This window comes from Enterobacter cloacae complex sp. P17RS (genome assembly GCF_014895885.1).
Classification (GTDB): Bacteria; Pseudomonadota; Gammaproteobacteria; order Enterobacterales; family Enterobacteriaceae; genus Enterobacter; species Enterobacter bugandensis.
In genome coordinates this window covers 1-17,854 of sequence record NZ_JADBQK010000027.1, presented here as the reverse complement: position 1 = coordinate 17,854, position 17,854 = coordinate 1, and the positions used below count along the sequence as shown (strand labels likewise).

Annotated in this window: 18 protein-coding genes; 5 read left to right on the top strand and 13 right to left on the bottom strand. The window is 52.5% G+C overall.

Annotated elements, in window-relative coordinates; translation table 11 throughout:
- The 3 genes from IM265_RS18680 to IM265_RS18670 all read right to left on the bottom strand — a co-directional run.
- Positions 1 to 794: RimK-like protein (locus IM265_RS18680; RefSeq protein WP_193056013.1), on the bottom strand; the 794-nt coding region annotated here is incomplete at its 3' end.
- Positions 791 to 997, bottom strand: a complete 207-nt coding sequence (locus IM265_RS18675) for a hypothetical protein (RefSeq protein WP_079810713.1) — start codon at positions 995 to 997, stop codon at positions 791 to 793. The genes IM265_RS18675 and IM265_RS18680, both read right to left, overlap by 4 nt.
- Before the next feature lie 305 nt (positions 998 to 1,302).
- On the bottom strand, positions 1,303 to 1,506 hold the full coding sequence (locus IM265_RS18670) for a hypothetical protein (protein ID WP_015959185.1): 204 nt from the start codon (positions 1,504 to 1,506) through the stop codon (positions 1,303 to 1,305).
- 543 nt (positions 1,507 to 2,049) lie between these two features.
- On the opposite strand from IM265_RS18670, the gene IM265_RS18665 reads away from it, so the two are divergent.
- The 4 genes from IM265_RS18665 to IM265_RS18650 all read left to right on the top strand — a co-directional run bounded on the left by IM265_RS18665 (position 2,050) and on the right by IM265_RS18650 (position 5,637).
- On the top strand, positions 2,050 to 3,225 hold the full coding sequence (locus IM265_RS18665; protein ID WP_136343995.1) for an MFS transporter: 1,176 nt from the start codon (positions 2,050 to 2,052) through the stop codon (positions 3,223 to 3,225).
- Positions 3,194 to 4,165: an HTH-type transcriptional regulator YidZ gene (yidZ, locus tag IM265_RS18660; protein ID WP_028014928.1), complete on the top strand. Its 972-nt coding sequence runs from the start codon at positions 3,194 to 3,196 to the stop codon at positions 4,163 to 4,165. Before IM265_RS18665 ends, yidZ begins: the two co-directional genes overlap by 32 nt.
- A gap of 122 nt (positions 4,166 to 4,287) precedes the next feature.
- Positions 4,288 to 5,034, top strand: coding sequence for a 4'-phosphopantetheinyl transferase superfamily protein (locus IM265_RS18655; protein ID WP_047366738.1), 747 nt, complete (start codon positions 4,288 to 4,290; stop codon positions 5,032 to 5,034).
- A gap of 36 nt (positions 5,035 to 5,070) precedes the next feature.
- Complete coding sequence (locus IM265_RS18650) at positions 5,071 to 5,637, top strand: NADPH-dependent FMN reductase (protein ID WP_003861147.1); 567 nt, start codon at positions 5,071 to 5,073, stop codon at positions 5,635 to 5,637.
- A gap of 61 nt (positions 5,638 to 5,698) precedes the next feature.
- Here the strand turns inward: IM265_RS18650 and adeP are convergent, their stop codons facing one another.
- The gene (gene adeP / locus IM265_RS18645; RefSeq protein WP_145965165.1) at positions 5,699 to 7,036 is read right to left on the bottom strand and encodes an adenine permease AdeP; all 1,338 of its coding nucleotides are present in this window, start codon (positions 7,034 to 7,036) and stop codon (positions 5,699 to 5,701) included.
- A gap of 165 nt (positions 7,037 to 7,201) precedes the next feature.
- Between adeP and yieH the strand changes: the two genes are divergently transcribed.
- On the top strand, positions 7,202 to 7,867 hold the full coding sequence (gene yieH / locus IM265_RS18640; protein WP_047366739.1) for a 6-phosphogluconate phosphatase: 666 nt from the start codon (positions 7,202 to 7,204) through the stop codon (positions 7,865 to 7,867).
- 44 nt (positions 7,868 to 7,911) lie between these two features.
- On the opposite strand, the gene phoU is transcribed toward yieH, so the two are convergent.
- The 9 genes from phoU to IM265_RS18595 form a co-directional block, all read right to left on the bottom strand.
- On the bottom strand, positions 7,912 to 8,637 hold the full coding sequence (gene phoU, locus IM265_RS18635; protein WP_003861153.1) for a phosphate signaling complex protein PhoU: 726 nt from the start codon (positions 8,635 to 8,637) through the stop codon (positions 7,912 to 7,914).
- A gap of 26 nt (positions 8,638 to 8,663) precedes the next feature.
- Positions 8,664 to 9,437, bottom strand: a complete 774-nt coding sequence (gene pstB, locus IM265_RS18630) for a phosphate ABC transporter ATP-binding protein PstB (protein WP_010426574.1) — start codon at positions 9,435 to 9,437, stop codon at positions 8,664 to 8,666.
- A 47-nt stretch (positions 9,438 to 9,484) separates the two neighbouring features.
- Positions 9,485 to 10,375: a phosphate ABC transporter permease PstA gene (pstA, locus tag IM265_RS18625; RefSeq protein ID WP_014881893.1), complete on the bottom strand. Its 891-nt coding sequence runs from the start codon at positions 10,373 to 10,375 to the stop codon at positions 9,485 to 9,487.
- Entirely contained in the window at positions 10,375 to 11,334 is a 960-nt protein-coding gene (pstC, locus tag IM265_RS18620) for a phosphate ABC transporter permease PstC (RefSeq protein WP_028014924.1), read from the bottom strand. The genes pstA and pstC overlap by 1 nt, the downstream gene beginning before the upstream one ends.
- 81 nt (positions 11,335 to 11,415) lie before the next feature.
- Positions 11,416 to 12,456 (bottom strand): phosphate ABC transporter substrate-binding protein PstS, encoded by a 1,041-nt coding sequence (gene pstS, locus IM265_RS18615; RefSeq protein WP_028014923.1) that lies wholly within the window; start codon positions 12,454 to 12,456, stop codon positions 11,416 to 11,418.
- Positions 12,457 to 12,701: 245 nt separating this feature from the next.
- Positions 12,702 to 13,775 (bottom strand): fimbrial protein StgD, encoded by a 1,074-nt coding sequence (stgD, locus tag IM265_RS18610; RefSeq protein ID WP_193032154.1) that lies wholly within the window; start codon positions 13,773 to 13,775, stop codon positions 12,702 to 12,704.
- Positions 13,776 to 13,784: 9 nt separating this feature from the next.
- Positions 13,785 to 16,307, bottom strand: a complete 2,523-nt coding sequence (locus IM265_RS18605) for a fimbria/pilus outer membrane usher protein (protein ID WP_193032152.1) — start codon at positions 16,305 to 16,307, stop codon at positions 13,785 to 13,787.
- A gap of 17 nt (positions 16,308 to 16,324) precedes the next feature.
- A complete protein-coding gene (locus IM265_RS18600) occupies positions 16,325 to 17,011 on the bottom strand; it encodes a fimbrial chaperone (protein ID WP_047366741.1) in 687 nt (228 codons plus the stop codon).
- 70 nt (positions 17,012 to 17,081) lie between these two features.
- On the bottom strand, positions 17,082 to 17,663 hold the full coding sequence (locus tag IM265_RS18595; RefSeq protein WP_047366742.1) for a chaperone-usher fimbrial major subunit: 582 nt from the start codon (positions 17,661 to 17,663) through the stop codon (positions 17,082 to 17,084).
- Positions 17,664 to 17,854 lie beyond the last annotated feature (191 nt).

Sequence of the window (17,854 nt, the reverse complement as noted above, 5' to 3'; positions counted from 1 at the left end):
AACCCAAGTAACTTAACATACTCTATGCAAAGTTTTTTAATTCTAACAGGAAGTTCAATGTCGACATATTCAAGATCTTCTTTTTTTAAGGTTCTCCAATCATCAGAGATAGCATTACCATTGGATTTTATTGCAACAGCATATACTTTGGAGCCAACAATAGTAACTCTAATATCTAACTTATCCTCAATATATTCTTGAAATGTTATCGGTGCTTGTTTGGTTTTGTCTAAAGTAAAGTCCGCAGGATTAGCTTTCGATGTGTATGTAAAATAGCAATCATCATTTTCTTTAAGTAAAACGGTATCCATCGACTTTATAATAAACTTCGTTGAAGGGAGTTTATCAAAACCAAGAGAATTACTAATAATCGTTTGAGGTACAGAAAACCCTATCTTTTTTGCAATCATTAGCTGATATGGCTTAGATTCAGCAGCATATGTTGCTTGCGGCCAATTCATCCAATACGCCTTATCAAAAACCATTAATCCCCTAAGAAAAGCATTCCATTGCGATAATGAAAGCTGCTCATTTATATCAATGCTACGCCCTGGAGTATTTCTTAGGAAAACTGGTTGTCGAAACCAAACTGATTTTACATTAGATGTTTCTACATCAACATATTCACCTTTCACCCTTAGGATTGTATTTATGGGATCTAAAAAAATCTCATAATCACTTAATTGCTCTTTGTTTAGTCTAATAAAATCATCGCCATTATTTTCCAGTCGCTGAACAACCAAATCCGTGGAAAAATCATACATACTTGATAGAATCAATACATAATTTTTCATTCTCCTTTTTGATCCTCTCCAGTTTCAACATCACACTTCTTAGTAGCCCTAGTTCCATATTCTGAATTATATGACACTAAAGGTTCTCCATTTCTAATCCAATAACCCTTTGCTTTATTATAAACTGCACCTTCTGGCATTTCAGGTTTATTAGAAAAAGGCCTTTTCGTAGAAAACTGTATTAGTACATGCTCTTGTTTCATCATAATCCTTTATATCAACAGTTATTAACCAATTGATAGTAAAATACTATTTATTAGTTTTCAATTAAAACATACAACACTTACTAGCCAGAGCAAATTTGAGAACCAGATTTATAATATAGCCTAATAAAATCAATATATTATAGTAGCCCTAGATTGCACAACGCATCCCCCACTTTCTTTTTACTTAGTAGACAATAAATGGAGGAACTTGAAGGATTCAGATAACGAATGTATCGCTGGATTCCGAATTGTACCAAAAAACACCACAACATCTGTCCCTGATGCTGTGGTCGCTGTAAAAATTATTGAGGTAATTTCTCATCCCTAAGCCGTCTGATCTCATCCTCTTCAAAAGCATCCCTTAACAGTTGTAGCTGGTCGGCAAGGATGAGAAGCAACGCATAATTCGGGCCGATATCGTCAGGATGCTCGAGCATCACATGCACCAGGACTCGCGAGCGATCGACCAGTTCTCTGGCTGAGGGTTGTTCTACGGTGATTTTCATAGATACCTCCGGCGGAGGCTGGTGCAATGGGAAATTCAGGGACAGGACACATACGCAGCGCTCCGCTTCGTGATAATTCGGAACGCCAATTCCGGTTGCGGTTTTGCCGCAACGTGGGGACTATAGCGCAAGTCAGTACGCAAAAACTATGCTTATCACCTCATAACAGAGGGCTATGCGCGCTACATAAAATCGTCCGCTCAGTTATTCAGGAGGCTCTATTCATTGGCAAAAGCTATTGCCATTACGGGAACATCTGCAATAAAAGCTGAACTCCCCTAAGTCCTCATAGGGTGATGGTTTTAACCGTGGTTCCACCAGCCATTGTGAACAAAATGGTTTTTGTGTCCTTGAATGTGCCCATAGCCATGTTTTCAAGGCAACGTATCGCCGATAGATTAACGCGTTAGCTCGATTTTCCAGCTTCTGTATCGTCCGCTAATTGATGGTGATTTCCTCTCAGGAAATCACCATTGTCCAAATGGCAACTCGCCTTCACCCTTTTCACCCCCTATTCTGCATGCCTGCATTTATGGGGGGTTTATGGCGCGTTTTCTGTTTTGTAGTTTCGCATTAGTTCTGCTTTATCCGTCGGGTATTGATATGTATCTGGTGGGATTACCGCACATCGCCCGCGATCTGGGTGCCAGCGAAGCGCAGCTGCACATCGCGTTTTCGGCCTACCTCGCAGGAATGGCGTCGTCGATGGTCTTTGCCGGGAAGATCGCGGATAAGGCTGGCCGTCAGCCCGTCGCAATAACCGGAGCCATCATCTTTGCCCTGGCCTCTCTTCTCTGCTCACAGGCACAGAACAGCACCTTGTTCCTGGCAGGACGGTTCATCCAGGGCATTGGTGCCGGCGGCTGTTACGTGGTGGCGTTTGCCATTTTGCGCGACACCTTAAGCGCCCAGCGCCGTGCTAAGGTGCTCTCCATGCTGAACGGGATAACCTGCATCATTCCGGTGCTGGCACCGGTTGTAGGCTATCTGATCATGCTGAAATTCCCGTGGCAGAGCCTGTTCTGGACCATGGCTGCAATGGGCGCCCTGGTCTTTGTGCTGTCGATCGCCGTACTGAAAGAGACCCACCCGGGCTCGCAGAATCCCAGCCATACCGCGACCATTCATCCGGCAGAGAAACTTCTCAATCGCTTTTTCCTCAGCCGTCTGGCCGTAACCACGTTAAGCGTGGCGGTGATCCTGACGTATGTAAACGTTTCCCCGGTGTTGCTGATGGAGACCATGGGTTTCGATCGCGGTGAGTATTCAACGGTGATGGCATTAACCGCTATGGTCAGTATGGCCGTCTCATTTTCTACCCCCTTCGCGCTGAATCTCTTCCGCCAGCGCACGCTGATGCTGACCTCGCAGGTACTGTTTCTCGCCGCAGGTGTGGTTCTGGCAACCACCAGCTCGCATGCGCTGATGCTGGTGGGCATTACGCTCATCTGTGCCGGGTTCTCGGTTGGCTTTGGCGTGGCGATGAGTCAGGCGCTCGGCCCGTTCTCGCTGCGGGCAGGCGTGGCAAGCTCGGTCCTGGGGATCGCGCAGGTCTGCGGTTCGTCTCTGTGGATATGGCTGGCGGCAGTCATCGGACTTAACGCGCTCAATATGCTGATCGGGATTCTGATTGGCTGTAGCATAGTCTGCATCACCTTACTTATGGTCACCCAGCCCGCGGCACAGTATGAAGAAGCCCATCAGCAGTCTCGATCTTAACCTGTTGCTTTGCCTGCAGCTTTTGCTGCAGGAGCGCAGCGTCACCAAAGCCGCAAAGCGGATGAACGTGACGCCGTCGGCGGTGAGTAAATCGCTGGCCAGGCTGCGCGACTGGTTTGACGACCCGCTGTTTGTCAAAACGCCGTTAGGGCTGCTGCCTACGCCGCTGACGGTCAGCCTGGAGCAGGATTTGGCCGACTGGATGCAGATCGGCAACCAGATCCTCGATAAATCTCACCATGATTCGCCTGGCGGGCTGACGTTCGTGCTGGCCGCCGAAACGCCGCTGATGCTCATCCGCTTTAACGCCCTGCTTGAGCAGGTGAACCAGCGTTATCCGCAGGCGACGGTGAAGATGCGTCACTGGGATTACGACTCGCTGGACGCCATTACGCGCGGGGAAGTGGACGTTGGCTTCACCGGTCGCGAAACCCACCCGCGCTCGCGTGAACTGCTGAAGCTGATGCCGTGGTTTATCGACTACGAAATCCTGTTTAGCGACCGTCCATACGTCTATTTGCGTGAGGACCACCCCGCTCTGCAGGAGGAGTGGAATCTGGAGACCTTCCTGCGCTATCCCCATATCAGTATCTTCTGGGAACGGAGCGACACCTGGGCGCTGGATGAGGTGCTAAAAGAGATGGGGCGGGAGAGAAACATTGCCATGTGTTTGCCGGGCTTTGAGCAGTCGATGTTTATGGCGGCGCAGCCCGGCCATAACTATATCGCAACGGCTCCCCACTACTGTCGCCACTACAATGAACTCCACCAGCGGAAGCTGATCGCGCTTCCTATTCCCATTGACGAAGCGCAGGCTGAAAAGCTGACCGTTCCCTTCACGCTGATCTGGCATAAACGGAACAGCCATAATCCGAAAATCCTCTGGCTGCGGGAGACCATCAAGGCGTTGTACGGTGGCAGCGATCCAATTTTTGCCTAAGAAAATGTAAAGTTCGGCCTTCAGGCTTCTCTTACTCCGATTTACTGATTAAAACAGGAGCCAAGTTAAGCGATAATCATGTAACCGTTTAACCGATTACGACCATTATCAAGGAGCGAAAAATGGCAACGCACTTTGCAAGAGGGATACTTACAGAAGGACGTCTCGTATCGGCCAGACTCTCTTCAGCCTGTCACAGTGAGGCGCTCAAACTCCCCGAACACCGCAGGACGCGGTTTTTAGCCTCGAGAGCACTTCTCGCAGAACTGCTGTTTATGCTGTACGGCACCAGCGAACTGCCGGAGATCGTCACGCAACCAGAAGGTCGCCCGGTCTTTGCTGACCCGGAACTCCCCCGTTTTTCCATTGCCTATACGGGCAATATCATTGGCGTGGCGCTGACCACCGAAGGGGATTGCGGGCTGGATATGGAGCTTCAGCGTGCAACGCGGAGCTTCCACGGCGCAAGCCCGCACGATGACTACCCGCTCTCCAGTAATGAGAAGCTGTGGGTACGCAACCAGAACGACTCCGTCGAGGCCAGAGCCCAGCTCATCACCCTGCGCCAGAGTATTCGCAAGCTCTGCGGATGCGCTTCAGACGACGCCAGTCTGTTGCAATTGTTGCCCGGCTCCGGACGCCTGCGTGCCGCTAAAGCTACGCTTGTAGAGGCGCTCAGCGATGCAGAAGATGTGTTGATATGGTCTGTTGCAGTTAGCCCAGCCATCGAACGGCTAAAGATTTGGGAATTTGACAGTAAAGAGGGATGGAGTAGCCTTCCGGATGTGCCCGAGCGCGCCAACGAGCCCGCCGCACGCCTGATGCGTTTAACCAGTTTACCGGCAGAAAAAGCATTTACCCATAGCTGATCCAATCAGGGTCATCATGATGAAACAGGAGTAATCATGTCTGATACGTTGAAAGTAGTTACGTTACTGGGAAGCCTGCGCAAAGGTTCATTTAACGGAATGGTTGCCCGCACGCTGCCGCAGCTGGCCCCGGCAGGTATGGAAATTAGCGCCCTGCCATCTATTGGCGATATCCCGCTGTATGATGCAGATGTCCAGCAGGAAGAGGGGTTCCCGCAGAGCGTGGAGGCGATAGCCGAGCAGATCCGCCAGGCCGACGGTGTGGTCATTGTCACGCCGGAGTATAACTACTCGGTTCCGGGTGGCCTGAAGAACGCGATTGACTGGTTATCCCGTTTACCGGAGCAGCCGCTGTCTGGCAAACCGGTGCTGATCCAGACCAGCTCAATGGGCGCGATTGGTGGCGCCCGCTGCCAGTATCACCTGCGTCAGATCCTGGTGTTCCTGGATGCGATGGTGATGAACAAGCCGGAATTTATGGGCGGTGTGATTCAAAACAAGGTCGACCCGCAGACGGGTGAAGTGGTGGATCAGAGCACGCGTGACCATCTCTCTGGCCAGCTGACCGCGTTTGGGGATTATATTAAGCGGGTGAAGGCGTAAGCCGGAGCGGCCTGATGCCCTCACCCTGGCCCTCTCCCACGTGGAGAGGGAACAAACCTGTTTATTTCGCGTCAATAAACACAATCTTCAACACAAACAGCAGCGCAACGATAATCACGCACGGGCTGAGTTCGCGGAAGCGGCCGGTACCGATCTTCATCACGCAGTAAGAGATAAAGCCCAGCGCGATACCTTCGGTGATCGAGAAGCTGAACGGCATCATCACGGCGGTAATAAAGGCCGGCACCGCTTCGGTTAAATCTTCCCACTTCACGCGCGCCAGGCTCGACGTCATCAGCACGCCCACGTAAATCAGCGCGCCGGCAGCCGCATACGGTGGAACCATACCCGCCAGCGGAGAGAGGAAGATCACCAGCAGGAACAGGATACCCACCACCACCGCCGTCAGGCCGGTACGGCCACCCACGGACACGCCGGAAGAGGATTCAATGTAAGCGGTAACAGATGAGGTGCCAATGAAAGAACCCGCCACGGAAGAGATGCTGTCCACATACAGCGCCTGCTTCATGCGCGGGAATTTGCCTTTCTCGTCAGCCAGACCCGCTTTGTCCGTCACGCCAATCAGCGTACCGGAGGAGTCAAACAGGTTGACCAGCATGAAGGAGAAGATCACGCCCGCCAGGCCCAGGTTCAGGGAACCCGCCAGGTCAACGTGACCAATCACGGTAGAGACGCTCGGCGGCGCAGAGACAATACCGCTGTAATGCACGTCACCCAGCATCCAGCCCAGCAGCGTGGTCACGATGATAGAGACCAGCACCGCAGCGTGGATGTTGCGCGACGCCAGGATCGCGATGATGAAGAAGCCCAGCACGCCCAGCAGCACGCTGTGCGAGGTCAGGTTACCGATGCTCACCAGCGTTTCCGGGTTCGCCACGATCACACCGGCGTTTTTCAGCCCCATCATGCCGATGAACAGACCGATACCGCTGGTGATACCCACGCGCAGGCTCACCGGGATATTGGCAATCATCCAGTAGCGGACGCGGAAGATGGTCAGCAGCAGCAGGCCGACCGCACCCCAGAAGATAGCGCCCATACCAACCTGCCACGGCAGGCCCATCGCCTGAACCACCACGAACGCGAAGAACGCATTCAGGCCCATAGCAGGTGCCAGCGCCACAGGCAGGTTAGCGAAAACGCCCATCAGGATGCTGCCAAGCGCCGCAATCAGGCAGGTGGTTACAAAGACGGCGCTGGTGTCCATGCCAGCGACGCCCAGAATTTGCGGGTTCACAAAAACGATATAGACCATCGTCAGGAAGGTGGTGAAACCGGCGATCACTTCGGTGCGTGCCGTTGTGCCGTGCTCGCGCAGTTTGAATACGCGCTCAAGCAGACCCTGACCAGATGTCTGGGTTGTGTGTTGTTGACTCATCATCAATTTCCGAACAAGGAGGGAAAATTCGTCGCTATCCTATACCAAAATGCGACAATAGTGGCGGTTACGGGATACTTTTTTCATTGATTATGCTTATACGGCAACGATTGCGTCTCGTAAATCTGTCGTACGTAAACGTTAAACTTGTTAAAAGGGAAGGGCATGTCCGGAATTGAAGCGGTATTTTTCGACTGTGACGGTACGCTGGTCGACAGTGAGGTCATTTGTTCCCGCGCGTATGTCGCCATGTTCCAGGAATTTGGCATTACGCTCGATCTCGAAGAGGTGTTCAAACGCTTTAAGGGCGTGAAGCTGTACGAGATCATCGACATCATTAACGAAGAGCACGGGGTGGATCTGGCGAAAGCGGAGCTGGAACCGGTGTATCGTGCCGAGGTCGCACGCCTCTTTGACTCAGAACTGGACGTTATTGCCGGGGCTAACGCGCTGCTGGATGCGATGACGGTGCCAATCTGCGTAGTTTCCAACGGTCCGGTCAGCAAAATGCAGCATTCACTGGGCAAGCTTGAAATGCTGCACCACTTTCCGGAAAAACTGTTCAGCGGCTACGATATCCAGCGCTGGAAGCCCGATCCGGCCCTGATGTTCCACGCGGCGAAAGCGATGAACGTCAACGTTGAGAACTGCATTCTGGTGGACGACTCGCCTGCGGGCGCCCAGTCGGGGATTGATGCGGGGATGGAGGTGTTTTACTTCTGTGCCGATCCGCACAACAAGCCGATCGATCATCCAAAAGTGACGACCTTTACCGATCTGGCGCAATTGCCAGAGTTGTGGAAGGCACGCGGGTGGGATATTACGCGTTAAGCTAACGTAGGGCGGGTAAGCGCCAGCGCCACCCGCCACAAACATCACTCTTTCGGATCTTTACCCGCCAGCAGCTTGTCCAGCTCGTCGCCGCCCACGTGACGGAAGTCCTGTCCCTTCACGAAGTAGAAAATATATTCGCAAATGTTCTGGCAGCGGTCGCCGATACGCTCGATTGAGCGCGCGCAGAACAGGGCCGTCAGCACGCTTGGGATGGTACGGGAATCTTCCATCATGTAGGTCATCAGCTGACGCACAATGCCTTCATACTCCTGGTCGACTTTCTTGTCTTCACGGTAGATACGCACCGCTTCGTCCAGATCCATACGCGCAAAGGCATCCAGAACGTCGTGCAGCATCTGCACAGTGTGGCGGCCCAGCGACTCCAGGCTCACCAGCAGCGGCTGATGCTGCTGGGAAAACTTCTCCAGCGCGGTGCGGCAGATTTTATCCGCCACGTCACCAATACGTTCCAGCTCGGCGATGGTTTTAATGATCGCCATTACCAGACGCAGGTCGCTCGCGGTCGGCTGACGCTTGGCGATAATACGCACGCAGGCTTCATCGATCGCCACTTCCATCATGTTGACGTTATGGTCGCCTTCGATGACGCGCTTCGCCAGCTCGCTGTCCTGGTTATGCATTGCCGTAATCGCATCAGAAAGCTGCTGCTCGACCATGCCACCCATGGTCATCACCTGCGTGCGAATACTTTCCAGCTCTGCGTTGAACTGGCCTGAAATGTGTTTATTAAGATTGAGGTTGTCCATGGTTTCTCCACATGCACTAAGGCAAATCAACCGTAGCGGCCAGTAATATAATCTTCGGTTTGTTTCTTCGCGGGCCGGGTGAACAGCGCGTCCGTATCGCTGAACTCAATCAACTCGCCCAGGTACATAAACGCCGTGTGATCTGAGCAACGCGCAGCCTGCTGCATGTTGTGGGTCACGATAACCACGGTGTAATCCTGCTTCAGCTCGGTGATCAGCTCTTCAATACGGCCGGTTGAGATCGGGTCCAGCGCTGAGCACGGCTCATCCAGCAGCAACACTTCCGGGCGAATGGCGATACCGCGCGCAATGCACAGACGCTGCTGTTGACCACCGGAGAGAGAGTACCCGCTCTGATGAAGTTTATCTTTGGTTTCGTTCCATAATGCGGCCTTGGTCAATGCCCACTGCACGCGCTCGTCCATGTCCGCACGGGAGAGCTTCTCAAACAGGCGAACGCCAAACGCGATGTTGTCATAGATAGACATCGGGAACGGCGTCGGTTTCTGGAACACCATCCCCACTTTGGCACGCAGCAGGGCGATATCCTGGGCCTGGGTCAGAATGTTTTCGCCATCCAGGATAATTTCACCTTCAGCGCGCTGCTCCGGATAGAGCGAATACATTTTGTTAAAGGTACGCAGCAGCGTGGACTTACCACAGCCAGACGGACCGATGAATGCCGTGACCTGGTTCTTCGCGATATCCAGGTTGATGTTCTTCAGGGCATGGAATTTGCCGTAGTAGAAGTTCAAATCACGAACCTGAATCTTACCCGGGGCAGTATCAACCATACTCATTGACTCATTTCCTCATTCGACGCCGCGAGCTGCCGCGCCGTAAAAAATTAACCGTGTTTCTTCTTCGCGAAAATGACGCGCGCCAGAATGTTCAGCAACAGTACGCAAAGGGTGATGATCAGCACCCCGGCCCAGGCCAGCTGCTGCCATTCCGCGAATGGGCTCATCGCAAATTTAAAGATCGTCACCGGCAGGTTGGCGATCGGCTGCATCATGTCCGTGCTCCAGAACTGGTTGGAGAGGGCAGTAAACAGCAGCGGTGCCGTTTCACCGGCAATACGGGCGATAGCCAGCAGAATACCGGTCATGATCCCGGAGACCGACGCTTTGAGGGTGATCGCAGAAATCATTTTCCATTTCGGCGTACCCAGCGCGTAAGCTGCTTCACGCAGGCTATCCGGCACCAGTTTCAGCATGTTTTCGGTGGTACGAATGACGATAGGCACCTGCAGCAGCGCCAGCGCAATTACGCCCGCCCAGCCGGAGAAGTGTTCCATTTGCGCGACTACGATGGTGTAAACAAACAGGCCCACGACAATCGACGGAGCGGAAAGCAGGATGTCGTTAATGAAGCGAATCACCTCTGCCAGCCAGGATTTACGCCCGTACTCGGCCAGGTAGATGCCGGCCATGATGCCCAGCGGCGTACCGAAAACGGTCGCCCACAGGATCAGCAGGCCGCTGCCCGCCAGGGCGTTCGCCAGACCACCACCCGCCGTATTTGGCGGCGGCGTCATCTCGGTGAACAGCGCCAGAGACATTCCATCAATACCACGCGTGATGGTGGACATCAGGATCCAGATCAGCCAGAACAGGCCGAATGCCATCGTTGCCATGGAAAGCGTCAGCGCAATGCGGTTTTTAAAACGACGCTTCGCCTGCATTTTGCGGCGGGATTCGGCAAGCTGAGCGGTGCTTTGCATTTCGAGAGTTGCCATCAGCGTGCCCCCTCATTTTTCGCGAGACGCAGGATCATCAGCTTGGAAATCGCCAGAACAATGAAGGTGATAACGAACAGAATCAGACCCAGTTCCATCAGCGCTGCGACGTGAAGCCCGGATTCCGCTTCGGCAAATTCGTTTGCCAGCGCGGAGGTAATACTGTTACCCGGCATATAGAGTGAAGCGCTGTCGAGCTGGTAGGTGTTACCGATGATAAAGGTGACCGCCATAGTTTCACCCAGCGCGCGACCTAAGCCCAGCATTACGCCGCCGATCACCCCATTTTTGGTGAACGGAAGGACAATGCGCCAGATAACTTCCCAGGTGGTACAGCCGATGCCGTAGGCCGACTCTTTCATCATCACCGGGGTTTGTTCGAAGACATCGCGCATTACCGCCGCAATGTACGGAATAATCATGATGGCGAGGATCACACCTGCCGCCAGAATACCGATACCGAATGCCGGGCCAGAGAACAGGGCACCCACAAACGGAACGGCGGAGAGAACATTACCTACCGGCTCCTGGAAGTACGTGGCAAACAGCGGCGCAAAGATAAACAGGCCCCACATGCCGTATACGATACTTGGGATGGCCGCCAGCAGTTCGATGGCAATACCCAGCGGGCGACGCAGCCAGCCCGGCGCTAGTTCCGTCAGGAACAGTGCAATACCGAAGCTTACCGGAACCGCAATCAGCAGGGCGATGAACGAGGTCACCAGCGTACCGTAAATCGGCACCAGCGCACCGTAGATATCGTTCGGCGCGTCCCACTCTTTGGTCCACAGGAAGGAGAAACCGAATTTCTGAATGCTCGGCCAGGAGGAGAAAATCAGAGACACGATAATGCCGCCCAGCAGCAATAGCACAATCAGCGCAGCCAGTTTGACCAGCGCGCCGAAAATCATGTCACCTTTTTTACCCGGAGGGTTAAATGCAGGCTTGGTTGCAGCCATAAATCACTCTTCTGTTAAACGCGTTTACGAAATCGGCGGGTAAGCGCAAGCGCCACCCGCCATTTTCGTCAGAATGCTAAATTAATACAATGCTTTACCGCTGCTGTCTTTCACGTTGGTTTTCCATGCAGCACGAATCTGCTCAACCACGCTGTCTGGCAGGCTGGCGTAATCCAGGTCGTTAGCCTGTTTGCCGCCGTTTTTGTATGCCCAGTCAAAGAACTTCAGCACTTCAGTACCTTGCTCTGGTTTCTTCTGATCTTTGTGAATCAGAATGAACGTTGTAGAAGTGATTGGCCACGCGTTGTCGCCTTTCTGGTTAGTCAGATCCTGTGCGAAGGATTTGCTCCAGTCAGCGCCTTTCGCTGCGTTAGCGAAGTTCTCTTCAGTTGGGCTAACCGGTTTGCCGTCAGCAGAAACCAGTTTGGTGTAAGCCAGGTTGTTCTGCTTAGCGTAAGCGTATTCTACGTAACCGATAGAGCCAGGCAGACGCTGTACGAAGGCAGCGATGCCGTCGTTACCTTTACCGCCCAGACCGGTTGGCCAGTTAACGGTAGAGCCGGAGCCGACTTTCGATTTCCACTCTTCGTTCACTTTTGCCAGGTAGCTGGTGAACACGAAGGAGGTACCAGAGCCGTCAGCGCGGCGAACCACGGCGATGTTCTGAGAAGGCAGCTTAACGCCCGGGTTCAGCTTAGTGATGGCTTCGTCATCCCATTTTTTGATTTTGCCCAGGTAGATGTCGCCCAGGGTTTTGCCGTCCAGCACCAGCTCGCCTGATTTCAGGCCAGGGATGTTAACGGCCAGCACAACGCCGCCGATCACGGTTGGGAACTGGAACAGGCCTTCCTGATTCAGTTTTTCATCAGACAGCGGAGCGTCGGATGCGCCGAAATCAACGGTATTCGCGGTAATTTGTTTTACGCCACCGGAGGAGCCGATACCCTGATAGTTCACCTTGTTACCGGTTTCTTTCTGGTAGGTATCCGCCCATTTGGCATACACCGGCGCAGGGAAGGTTGCACCAGCGCCAGTCAGGCTTGCTGCTGCAAAAGCAGAGAAAGCGCTCAGAGATAAGGTCGCGGCGACAACAGTTGCGACAGTGGTACGCATAACTTTCATAATGTCTCCTGCAAGGATTTCGTAAATCATTGTTTAAGTGGCTACGATGAGCAAAATAGGACAAACAGGTGACAGATAAATGTACGAAATATGACAGTTTTATGACAATCAACGTGTTTGAGTTAAGGTAATGATTTTAATACAAATAAAATCATATCCCTGTCATGATAATGTCACACTGAGATGCGTTAAGCCTGGTTCAAAGATGTGAATATGACAACGGCTGTCATAAACAGCCGTTGTTATTAATTTTGAATTTCGAAGGTCACGGTTGCCCAGGCTTCAAAGGCGCCGGGCTTCGGAATACTCCCCGTCGCGCTGGCCGGGGCAGCAGAGAAGGTGAGCGAGTTAACTTCGGCGCCCCCCTGGTTGGCTCCCATATCCATATCCATGCTCCCCCCATTGACGTTGACGACGCGGTCCCATTTATCATAAATAACGATCCCTACGTCATCATTGCCGTTCACTTTCATCATCGTGGCGTCAGCGTCAACGGGATCGGCATGGAAAGCGGATCGGACGATGTTCTCATCCAGCATGCCGGTACATTTCACCTGTATCATCTTGCGGATTTTGCGGCTACCGACCGCCTCGCCTTTGGTGGCTGAAAACGCGCTGGCGGGAATTTTTCCAAAATCAATTTCCAGCGACTGACCCGGCGCAATCTCGCAGTTTTGCGGTACCACGATGTCTCCGGCAATTTTTATTTCGGCGAGCTTCTCGGTACTTGCCAGAGAGGACGCTTCATCGATACCGCCATAGAGCGTGGCAATCGTCGTACCCGGAACGGTAATTTTTCCAATAAAGGGCTTGTCGATCAAAAACGATATTTTTACCTGAGAGCCGGTATCAAGCGTTGCCTCTGAGCCCTCTACACTGGAGGTATAACAGTAGATACCGGACGTCACCCGGTTGGGCTCCGCCTCAAAGGGAACGGCGAGATAGTCACGTCCCAGCACATGAACAGAGGACGCAATACTGAGGTGATCGTTCAACCTGTAGTAGGTATATCCGTTTTTAACGGTATTAACGCTTAAGGGCGAACGCGCGGTGAAGTAGACGCTACGAAACGTGGTGGTGAAATGGGTCAGGCAGTTACATCCCAGTTTATACTGGGAAGGCGATTGCAGGGTCGTCAGATCGCGCACCTCGGTTCCCGCCTGGTTTTTATCTGCCGGTATTTCTGCCCCGTTAAGATTCAGATTGAAAACATAGGTGCCGCCGATGGCGAAACACACCCCTCCTTCTGTCGTCGCAGCGTGGGAAAAAGGGGTAAAAAGCAGCATGGCAACTGCTATAAAAGTGATACGTCGTTTCATCTCATTTCCCTATTGGCACACGACCGCTGTTTGAACCAGTTCAACACCCGTTGGTTTGGGGAACTGATAATGGACCTTGCAAGGTTTTGTCTTTTCACTCCCCCACTTCAGCGTGAACGTTCCCTCTTCCGGCATGCCCGAAAGATACAGTTCGCCATTCTCGCCGGTAATGCCCGACACGCTGCCCGTCGCCAGTTCGGCAGACGCCACTGCGCCAAAGGGAACCGGTTTGCCGTTGGCCTGTGTGACCTCAAAGAGCACGCGATAGCCAACGTGGGTGATAAATTCCGCCCGCACCACCGCACCTCGCGTGGGGATGACGTTAAGCACGCTGTTCTCCAGCTCGACGTTCGCTTTTTCAAAATAGCCGCTCTCAATTTCCACACGGTTTTCATCGTAAGCGTTAAGCTGCGTTTGAACGGTGTAGCCTCGCCAGTCGGTTGCCGTACCGGTACCGTTTTCCATTGCCAGACCGGCTGCACCGGGTGCTTTAATCAGCGCCACGGTTTCACCCATCTCCTGCGAGAACGTCACTCCATCGCCATGCAGCAGGATCCCGCCGCGCGCGCCGTAGTTGAGCCGCTGGCTGTCCTGGTTGTAGTCATAGCTGCCGTTAACCGAACCATAGGTTCCGTCATATCCCACCCCCGCGCTGCTGCTGTACACACTGTCATCCGCATCCCAGGACTGCTGGAGGTTCCAGGAGAGATTACGGTTATCAAGCGCCGTACCGTTCAGGCCAAGCTGGTGCATTCCTTTTCCGCTGTTGTTCTGCGTGAGGCCGTAGCTCACATAGCTGTCCGGCAGCAATGCTGACAGCGGCACGGAGAACGACAGCATAAAAACCTGTTCGCTTTCTCGATCGTCGCTATCTGAATACTCTGGGCTCTGCGCCGTGGTGATGGAATCGCTGTAGTTCCAGGAGAGGTTCCAGGAAAGCGACCGCCAGACATTGCTGTAGCCAAGCTGAACCAGGCGTTCAACTTCGTCGGTTTTCCAGTACTGCTGGCGGCTCAGCGTGAGATAAATGTTCCCCATGCCATCGCCGAAATTCTGCGTCCAGGACCCTTCAAGCCGGCTGCGTCGGTTGCCCGTTACCCAGAAATCGCGCTGACTGTTCTGGCGTGACGCCCATTCATTGAGGGTGTAGTAGCCCTGTGTTGAGTAGCGATACCCCACCAGCCTCAGCGTGGTATCCGTTTCATCAAACCGTTTCGAATAGAGAAAACGCCAGGACTGGCCGGACTCCTCTGAGTCCTCGTCCGTAAACTGCGCACGTGCCTGGGTGATATCGACGGAAAACGCGCCAACTGCCCCCATATCTTTGCCGACCCCCACCGCTGCCGAGCGATACGCTTCTGCGGCCTGCACGCCACCGTATACCGTTATCCCGGCAGGAAAGCCGTGCAGAATCTGCGCCTGAAAAACGTTGGGCTGGAATTCGCTTTGATCGCGCAATTCACCCGCGCTGATATCGACGTCGGTCTGATCTTCACGCTTGAGGATGGCCAGCGAGGCGTAGGGCTGCGTGAAGTGTTGCTCACTGCCGTCTTCTTCTTTGATGGTCACGTCGAGGTCGCCGCCGGAGCTGGTGGTGTTTAAATCTTTTAGCGCAAACGGTCCCTGCGGCACGGCAGATTGGTAAATGATGTAGCCGTTCTGCCGAATAATCACCGTCGCATTGCTTTTCGCTACGCCCCGAACGACCGGCGCAAAGCCCGTCAGGCTGGAAGGAAGCATTTCATCATCGGTATACAGGCGCACGCCGCGCACCTGGGTACTGTCGAAGACATCGCTCGCGGTCCAGGTATCACCAAGCATGATCTGGCTGCGTAACGTCGCGAGGTTTCGCTGCACATAGGTGCTGATGGAATGGTAATCCGAATGACCGTCAATGATGTTTAGCGTGCTGTAATTGCGTAAACGCCACGCGCCAATGTTCGCCCCGTTTCGCAGGTTCAGATAGTAGAAATCGCTATTGTCGTCATCATCAGACTGCAACGTGCTGGAGCCGGAAAAGTCATAGTTCATCATCAACGCATTAATACCTTCATCCCAGCGGGCAGGATTGATGGTGCCGCGAGCGGTGGTATCAATGTAAATCTGCGGCAGCGTGACGTTGAGCAGCAGCTTATCGGTATCGAACGTCCATGTGGCGCCAGGGATCAGCGGGGTAGGGTCCACACAGGCGTTTTCGTCCAGGCGATCCAGCGAACCGATCGCCGCCACCTTAGCCCCGAGCTCCGCAAGCACCGTCCTGACGTGCTTAAAACAGGGATGCAGCCTATCGCCAGCCTTATCTTCAATAAAGGTGACCTCCCGGCTATCGATAAACTCATCGTTAACATGAATATCAACCTTATAAGAGCCCGCAGGTAACGTATTGGCGCGGTTAAACTGGTGGATATCAACATCCACCGGATGGTCAATTTCAAGAAGCGCAGGGTTAAAGATATCTTTTGCCAGCGTCACGCCTGAAAAGCCGAGAGATACCCCCGAGGCCAGCGCAATGAAAAAACGGAAACACCCCATATCAAACATCCCTATGTTTACAGCGTGACGTGAATTTCCTGACTGATTGCCCCAAAATCGTTAACGAAACGCCAGACCAGCGCGTGGCCGTTAATCCCTTCCGGAAGCGGCAAACGCACGGTGTCAAAAGGGGGAATGATGTTTAAGGGAACGTCTTTTTTATCGACGGTGACATTCATAACGTTAATATGTAGCGGGCTCGGATTTTCAATCACGAGCTGCCGGTTTTGAACACGCCATTTAACCTTCGCCGCAGCCCGTTCAGGCGTGATATTCAGGGTCGCCGGACGCCAAAAAAGTTTTATCCGCGTCTTAATCGCAATTTCGAGCGAATTGGGGTTTGAACTGGACGGCGGAATATTTTTGATGTTGAGCCAGAACAGCGATTCCCGATCGTGAGGCAGTTCGCCCTTCACTTTCATGATGCGCAATACTTTCTCCTGCCCGGCCTCCAGCCTTGAAACCGGCGGAATAACGGTAAAAGGAGGTTTATTCGACGCTGTATCGCCTTTAAAAGGATCGACCCACGTCTGTATGAGATAAGGCGTGGTCGCTTCGTTATTTTTTATGCTAATTGTCGCATCGGATTTATCGCTACTATAAACAACGCGGGTTCCGCCAATAATGACGCCAGCCGTCGACAAGGGTGTTAAAAATGAAAAAGAGAGCATGATGAACAGAGTCAACAAACGCCGTAAATACATCAGTTATCCTCACATCCTGTGGAGGAGCCTGCAAAAAGGATAAAACAGGCTCCTGGCGAACAGCTGAAGATTATTTCAGGTATTCAATGGTGAACTGGGAATCCGCGTTCGCTGTACCCGGCGTAACCGTAGCCAGCGTCTGCACAAACTTCGCTTTAAAGCCCATGTCCGCTTTGCCGTCGGTGATAGCAACATAATTTGAATTGTTATACAGCGGGATTGCCGTATCATCGTTCAGGTTGAAGAGCTTGATTGCAACGCCGGTAGCCGTAACGGCTTCACCTTCGCCGGTGTAAATACCGTCAGTATCCGCTTCACCGTTAACAGGCGTGCCAATAGACAAATATCCTTTGCCGATGGTGTCTTTATCTTCTGTTCCGTCAAAACGAACTGCTGCCTGAGTATAGGTTGCAGGGCATTTCTCCAGTTTAATATGGAAATCTTTTACTGACGCCGTTGAGTCAATGCCGGAGAACGTCGTTTTGGCAACGCGGCCGATATTCACCGTCTGATCGGCGGTATCAGGCGTCACTTCACACGTTGAATCAATAACCTCTCCGCGGAAATGAACCGTACCATCCGCAGCAAATGATTGTCCTGCCATTAAGGCCGATGCGAGTGCAATCGCCACCGTAATTCCATTATTTTTCATGATAACTCCATTAATTAAATCAATATTGCGTTTATCATAAAGACAACGCCATCCCAAATGCGATGAAATAATATTCTTCGGGAAGAATGATCTTCAAGGGGGGAGTTTAAATTAATGGAATAATGACGAACCAGAGCTGGAATAATAATAGAGAAAAACAAATATAATATTATTTTTGCTTTATCATTAAA